Annotated in this window: 7 protein-coding genes, 1 tRNA gene and 1 pseudogene; 4 read left to right on the top strand and 5 right to left on the bottom strand. The window is 65.5% G+C overall.

Going from position 1 to position 6,709, the window contains the following annotated elements:
- Window positions 1–191: pseudogene (locus ACREE8_RS06060) on the top strand (ribonuclease E activity regulator RraA); the annotation flags it as partial.
- 32 nt (window positions 192–223) lie between these two features.
- On the opposite strand, the gene ACREE8_RS06055 reads toward ACREE8_RS06060, so the two are convergent.
- The 3 genes from ACREE8_RS06055 to ACREE8_RS06045 all read right to left on the bottom strand — a co-directional run bounded on the left by ACREE8_RS06055 (window position 224) and on the right by ACREE8_RS06045 (window position 1,081).
- Window positions 224–619, bottom strand: coding sequence for a PIN domain-containing protein (locus tag ACREE8_RS06055; protein ID WP_431572084.1), 396 nt, complete (start codon window positions 617–619; stop codon window positions 224–226).
- Window positions 616–936, bottom strand: a complete 321-nt coding sequence (locus ACREE8_RS06050) for an AbrB/MazE/SpoVT family DNA-binding domain-containing protein (protein WP_431572083.1) — start codon at window positions 934–936, stop codon at window positions 616–618. Before ACREE8_RS06050 ends, ACREE8_RS06055 begins: the two co-directional genes overlap by 4 nt.
- Window positions 937–1,004: 68 nt before the next feature.
- Window positions 1,005–1,081: transfer RNA gene (locus tag ACREE8_RS06045), tRNA-Arg, on the bottom strand.
- 204 nt (window positions 1,082–1,285) lie between these two features.
- Here ACREE8_RS06045 and ACREE8_RS06040 point away from each other — a divergent pair.
- Window positions 1,286–3,172 carry a potassium transporter Kup gene (locus tag ACREE8_RS06040; RefSeq protein WP_431572082.1) on the top strand — a complete coding sequence of 629 codons (1,887 nt, stop codon included), beginning with the start codon at window positions 1,286–1,288 and terminating at the stop codon, window positions 3,170–3,172.
- 19 nt (window positions 3,173–3,191) lie between these two features.
- Here ACREE8_RS06040 and ACREE8_RS06035 read toward each other — a convergent pair whose 3' ends face one another.
- Together ACREE8_RS06035 and pip are read right to left on the bottom strand one after the other, a co-directional pair.
- A complete protein-coding gene (locus ACREE8_RS06035; RefSeq protein ID WP_431572081.1) occupies window positions 3,192–3,893 on the bottom strand; it encodes an SDR family NAD(P)-dependent oxidoreductase in 702 nt (233 codons plus the stop codon).
- 19 nt (window positions 3,894–3,912) lie between these two features.
- Entirely contained in the window at window positions 3,913–4,863 is a 951-nt protein-coding gene (gene pip, locus ACREE8_RS06030) for a prolyl aminopeptidase (protein WP_431572080.1), read from the bottom strand.
- A 166-nt stretch (window positions 4,864–5,029) separates the two neighbouring features.
- Here pip and ACREE8_RS06025 point away from each other — a divergent pair, with 166 nt between their 5' ends.
- Together ACREE8_RS06025 and ACREE8_RS06020 are read left to right on the top strand one after the other, a co-directional pair.
- Complete coding sequence (locus tag ACREE8_RS06025; protein ID WP_431572079.1) at window positions 5,030–5,752, top strand: thermonuclease family protein; 723 nt, start codon at window positions 5,030–5,032, stop codon at window positions 5,750–5,752.
- On the top strand, window positions 5,749–6,709 hold a 961-nt coding region (locus tag ACREE8_RS06020), incomplete at its 3' end, for a M48 family metalloprotease (protein WP_431572078.1). The genes ACREE8_RS06025 and ACREE8_RS06020, both read left to right, overlap by 4 nt.

Genomic DNA, 6,709 nt, shown 5'->3' with positions numbered 1-6,709 from the left:
GCATCGACGCGCTCGATTTCGGGGTCAAGGCGCTGGGCACCACGGCCCGGCGCGGCGAGCTCGAGATCGGCGGGCTGACGGGCGTGCCGCTCAGCTTCGCGGGCCTCACGGTGAAGCCGGGCGATTGGGTCTATGCCGATCGCGACGCGGTCGCCGCCTCGGCGCGCGAGCTGCGATTGCCGCAGGAATGACTTTGCCCGCCGGGGGAATCAGCGAACACGACCTATAGAAGCTCGAAGCCGGAAAGATGGGCAGCGTCGCGGTCAAAAGTGAGGGTGCGTAGGCAGCCTGCCTTGGTCCCGAGCGCGCCGATCAGGGCATCCGCGAAGGAGCCGCGCCCTTCTTTGAGCGCGATCATGGCCGTAAAGATTTCCTGTTCGCTCTCGACCACGAGGACATCGGCTTGCAATGTCCGCTCGATAGCCTCAGCAATGTCCGGGTCCGGAAGGCCATAGGCGCGCTCGAGGACCCATACAATCTCGGCCATCGCCACAACGCTGATGAAACCAGGATTCTCCTCGGTCAAACGTCGTTCAATGAGATCCGAAGCAATGGGCGATTGGATCGGATCGTCCTGCGCCAGATATCGGACGAGAATATTGGTGTCGAGGCCGATCATCGGCGCTTGCTGCGCGGCATGCTCTCGGCAGCGCCGGCAGCAGCGGCTTTGCGCATTTCCTCGATTGTCACGGGCCGCCGCCGGCTCTTAACAATTCCCCGCAATGCGGCCGCGGGGACCTTGGGCAAAAGAACGACGCTGCCATCCGGGTGCACGAAGAATTTGATCCGGTCGCCCGGCTTCAGCCGAAGATGGTCCCGAATGGCCTTGGGAATCGTCGCCTGGCCCTTGCTGGTGATGGCGGAGTCCATTTTTGCCTCCATTACATTTTTGTAAATGTAATACCTTGCCGCGAGCCCGTCAAGCCGAGCTCCCAAGCGGCATCGAGACAGGCGTCATGGCGCTCGAATCAGTGCGTGCGCCAGCAGCGATTTTGCGGAGGGATTGGCGTCCCCGGGGTGACTCGAACACCCGACCCACAGTTTAGGAAACTGTTGCTCTATCCGGCTGAGCTACGGGGACACCGTGGGAGGCGAAGCTAGCGGCAGAGGCGGAGCCGCGCAATCGCCTCGACATGGGGGATCGGAGCGGCAAAAGCGCCGCGTTTCAAGGATCGCCGGCCGGGACCTCGCCTCTGGCACAGCACCGACGATCCCTTTACCATCCGCGGCTTGCCGGTCGATGGGCGAATCGATCGTCATGAGATCAGCGGGGGAAAACCGATCCATGAGTGCCGGCGGCGAAACCGTCACGGAGAAGCCGGTGCGTAACTCCGCGCTGGTCGTCGGCGCGCTCGGCATCGTCTATGGCGATATCGGCACCAGCCCGATCTATGCCTTCCGCGAATCCCTGGCGGCGGCACCGGGAAGCCTGACCTGGCCGGAAACGGTGCTGGGCGTGGCGTCGCTGACGCTCTGGGTCCTCATCATCGTCGTCACGATCAAATATGTCCTCCTCATCATGCGGGCCGACAATCGCGGCGAGGGCGGAATCCTGTCGCTGGCGGCCCTGGCGCTGCGGCTGAAATCGTCGCGGGGACGCCGCCTCTTCATGATCTCGCTCGCCATCATCGGCGTCGCGCTCTTCTATGGCGACGGGCTGATCACCCCGGCGATCTCGGTCTTGAGCGCGGTCGAAGGCCTGGAGGTGATCGCGCCCTCGTTCCAACCCTATGTCGTGCCCTGCGCCGTCGCCATCCTGGTCGGGCTGTTCCTGATCCAGTCGCACGGCACGGCGCTGGTCGGGCGCCTGTTCGGCCCGATCATGGTGGTCTGGTTCGCCGTCCTCGCGATCCTGGGGCTCATCAATGTCATCGAGGAGCCGGGCGTGCTCCGCGCGATCAATCCCGTCCATGGCCTGACGTTGCTCGCGGCCGGCGGTTGGAAAGCCCTGGCGATCCTGGGCGCCGTGGTGCTGACGGTCACCGGCGCCGAGGCGCTCTATGCCGATATGGGGCATTTCGGCCGCTCGCCGATCCGCGCCGCCTGGTTGCGTTTCGTGCTGCCGGCCCTGGCGCTGAATTATCTGGGCCAGGCCTCGCTGGTGCTGCGTAATCCGGGCGCCGCCTCCGACCCCTTCTTCCTACAGGCACCGGCCTGGGGCCTCATCCCGCTGGTGGTGCTGGCCACGATCGCGACTGTCATCGCCTCGCAGGCCGTGATCTCCGGCAGCTTCTCGCTCACCCGCCAGGCGATCCAGCTCGACTATGTCCCGCGCATGGAGGTCCGCCACACCTCGGCGACCGAGATCGGCCAGATCTATGTGCCGCGCGTGAACTGGATCCTGATGATCGGCGTGCTGACCCTGGTGCTGGGCTTCGGCTCGTCGAACAATCTGGCCGGCGCCTATGGCATCGCCGTGACCGGCACCATGTCGGCCACCACGATCCTCGCCGCGATCGTCGCCCGCCATCTGTGGAACTGGAGCTGGCTGGTGGTGCTGCCGCTGTTCGGCGCGCTGCTCGGCATCGATCTGCTCTTCTTCGGCTCGACCCTGCTCAAGATTCCGAATGGCGGCTGGTTTCCGCTGCTCGCGGGCGGGATGGCGATCTTCGTCATGGCGACCTGGCGGCGCGGCCGGAAGGTCGTCTATGAAAAGCTCTATGGCGAGGGGCTGAAGCTGGAGCCTTTCCTCGCGCGGCTCGAGGCCTCACCGATGCGCATCGCGCGGACCGCCGTCTTCATGACCGGCGACCCGACCGTCGTGCCCCGCGCCATGCTGCACAACATGAAACACAACATGGTGCTGCATGAGCGCAATGTCCTGTTGCGGGTCATCATCGAGGATCTGCCGCATGTGCCCCCCGACCAGCGCATCCTGGTCGAGCGGCTGGGCAAGGGGTTCTTCCGCGCGACCGTGCGCTACGGCTATATGCAGGATCCCAACGTGCCGGCGGCCCTCGAAGCGGCGCGCAAGCAGGGCCTCGCCACCGACATGATGACGACCTCGTTCTTCATCGGCCGCGAGACCTTGATTCCGTCGAGCAGGCCGGGCCTGCCTTTCTGGCAGGAGCGGCTCTTCATCGCGCTCGCAGCGACCGCCATGAATGCGACGGCCTTCTTCGACATCCCACCGGGACAGGTGGTCGAGATGGGCGCGCAGGTCGAGATCTAGCGCGCCCGATCGGGGCCCGTCAGCTCAGGCCCACCACCGGCAGCGCCGCGCCATGGATCGCGCGCGCCGCGGGCGATGCCAGGAACAGGATCACGTCGGCCAACGCTTCGGGCGCCACCCATTTCGCCGGGTTGGCCTTGGGCATGGCCTGCCGATTCTCCGGCGTGTCGATGATGCTGGGCAGGACGCAGTTCACATTGATGCCGGAATCGCGCAGCTCCGCGGCCATGCTTTCGGTCAGGCGGATGACCGCGCTCTTGGAGGCGATATAGGCGCCCATATGCGCCTTGCCGCTGAGCGCCCCGTAAGCGCCGATATTGACGATCTTGCCGCTCTTGCGCGCCAGCATACCCGGCACCACGGCGTGCGAGACGCGCAAGACCGAGCCGGCATTGAGCTCCATCATATGGGCCCAGCCCTTGGCGTCGATCTCATGCACCGGCTCGCCCATGGCGAAACCGCCGGCGACATTGCAAAGCACGTCGATCTGCCCGAAGCGTTCGATCGCCTTGGCCACAGCCGCCTCGACCGCCTTCGCGTCCAGGAGATCGGCCGGACAGGCGAGGACGTCGGCGGCGCCTTCTTTCTTGTAGGGCCCAAGATCACCCTGCTCACGCGCGACCAGGCAGAGCCGCGCGCCCTGCTTGGCGAAAGCCGACGCCACCGCGCGGCCGAGATTGCCGGTGGCACCGGTGATCATCACCACATCGCTTTTGGCCATGCGAAGCTCCTCGCGTCGCCTATTTGATGCTGCGGAATCGATCCATCGCCGAGACCAGGCTGGCGCGGATGCCGGGCTCCATCGCCGAATGGCCGGCGTCGGGCACCATGGTGAAATCGACTTCCGACCAGGCGCGCCGAAGATCGTCGGCCGTGTCGGGCGGGCAGACGAGATCGTAGCGACCCTGCACCACCACGGTCGGGATATGGCGGATGCGGCCGATATTCTCGAGCAGGAAATTCTCCGGCAGAAAGATGTCGTGCGAGAAGTAATGCGCTTCCATGCGGGCAATGCCGAGCGCCACCACGTCGCTCGAGAAAGCCTCGACCGTCTCGGGGCTCGGCAGCAAGGTGCAGCAGCGCGCCTCATAGATCGACCAGCGCCGCGCCGCCGGCATGTAGATCTCCGGGCTCGGATCGGTCAGCCGCTTGTAATAGGCGCGCAAGAGGTCATGGCGCTCGGAGGCCGGAATATGCTCGGCGAATTCGCGCCAGGCCTCGGGCATGAAGTGACGGATGCCATAGAGGAACCAGTCGATCTCGCTGCGCCGGCAGAGGAAGATGCCGCGCAGGCAGAGCGCCATGACGCGCTCGGGATGATGCTCGGCATAGGCGATGGCAAGCGTCGAGCCCCAGGACCCGCCGAACACATGCCAGCGCTGGATCTTCAGATGCTCGCGCAGCCGCTCGATGTCGGCCACGAGGGCGGGCGTATTGTTCTCATGAATCTCGCCCAGCGGCTTGGAGCGGCCGGCGCCGCGTTGATCGAAGATCACGATGCGATAATGGGCCGGGTCGAAGAAGCGGCGATGGGCGGGGCTGGCCCCGGCGCCCGGGCCGCCATGGAGGAAGACGACTGGGATGCCCTTGGGATTGCCCGATTGTTCCCAGTAGAGTTGATGCGGACCGCCCACGGCGAGCATGCCGGAGTCATAGGGATCAATCTGCGGATAGAAAGCGCCGTCAGCCATGCAATCTGCCCTTTGGCCATTATTCATACGGATCCGCCGGGTGCGGGACCCGGCGGGGGCGCCCACTATATCAGGGCGCGACCGGCTGACAGCCCCCCTCAGGGTCGCAGTTTTCGGCCTGTTTTGCCTGTTCATGATCACACCCGCGCGAGCGGAAGACCCGGCCTTGCCCGAGGCGGGTCTCACCGCGCTGGGAGAAAGCAAGGTGGTGAGCGTGGTCGATGGCGACACCCTGCTGCTCGAGGATGGGCGCGAGGTCAGGCTGGTTGGAATCCAGGCACCGAAGCTGCCGCTGGGCCGGCCCAATTTTCCGACCTGGCCGCTGGCCGAGGACGCCAAGCAAACGCTCGAACGCATGACCGAGGGCCGGACCCTCAAGCTCTTCGCCGGCGGCGCCACGGTGGATCGCCATGGCCGCACGCTGGCCCAGCTCGAACGCGAGGACGGGCTCTGGATCCAGGCGGCGCTGATCCAGGCCGGCATGGCCCGCGCCTACAGCTTTCCGGACAACCGGGCGCTGGCGACAGAACTGCTGACTTATGAGCAGGAGGCGCGCGCGGCGCGGCGCGGTATTTGGGCAAATTCCTTCTATCGCATCCGCGATCCGGGGGAACTCGCGGATATGGTCGACAGTTACCAGCTGGTCGAGGGGCGTGTGGTGACCGCGGCCAAGCCGCAATCGCGCCTCTATCTCAATTTCGGCACCGATTGGAAGACCGACTTCACCGTTGCGATCGACGCCCAGGCGCTGAAGCTGTTCAAAGCGGCCGGGCTCGATCCGTTGACATGGGAGGGGCGTCGCCTTCGCGTCAGGGGCTGGATAAAATCCTTCAATGGCCCGTTGATCGATGTGACGCATCCCGAACAGATCGAGGTCCTCGAGGAATGAGACTCCCGCTCCGCCAACTGGCCGCCGCCGCTCTTCTGCTCACCGCCTCGCTGCTGGGCGCCTGCAGCGTCAATCCCGCCACGGGCCAGCCCACCTTCACCGGCTTCATGTCGGAATCGGACGAGACGAAGATCGGCGCGCAGAGCCATCCGGAAGTGCTGAAGGAATTCGGCGGCGCCTATGGCACGCCCGAGCTCCAGTCCTACATCCAGAACCTCGGCACCAGCCTCGCGGCCAAGTCGGAGCGGCCCGATCTCAAATTCACCTTCACGGTGCTGGACTCGCCCATCGTCAACGCCTTCGCCGTCCCCGGCGGCTACATCTACATCACACGCGGCCTGCTGGCGCTCGCCAACAACGAGGCGGAGGTCGCGGGCGTGCTTTCGCATGAGATCGGCCATATCACCGCGCGCCACTCGGCCCAGCGCTACAGCGAAGGCATGCTGGCGCAGATCGGCCTTGTCGGTCTCGGTGTCCTCACCGGCAGCCAGGGACTGACCAATCTCGCCGGCTACGGCGCGCAAGCCTGGCTGCAGAGCTATTCGCGCGATCAGGAGTTCCAGGCCGACCAGCTCGGCGTGCGCTACCTTTCGCGCGCGAGCTACGATCCGCAGGCCATGGCGGCCTTCCTCTCCAGCCTGGAGGCGGACGCCAAGCTCGAGGCCACGATCGAGGGCCATCCCGAAACCGCCGACCAATTCAACATCATGCAGACCCACCCGCGAACGACCGACCGCGTCGAGCGCGCCATCCAGGAAGCCAAGGCGACGACGCCGGTTCCCGATCCCAAGCTCGAGCGCGACGTCTATCTCGACCATATCGACGGCATTCTCTATGGCGACGACCCGAAGGAAGGCGTCATCCATGGCCGGGAGTTCTCGCATGCGGATCTGCGCCTGGCCTTCACCGCGCCCCAGGGCTTCCAGCTCGCCAACAGCAGCGACGCGGTGCAGGGGA

The sequence above is a fragment of the Hypericibacter sp. genome (genome assembly GCF_050729195.1).
GTDB lineage: Bacteria > Pseudomonadota > Alphaproteobacteria > Dongiales > Dongiaceae > Hypericibacter.
This window is presented reverse-complemented; position numbering and strand designations above follow the sequence as displayed.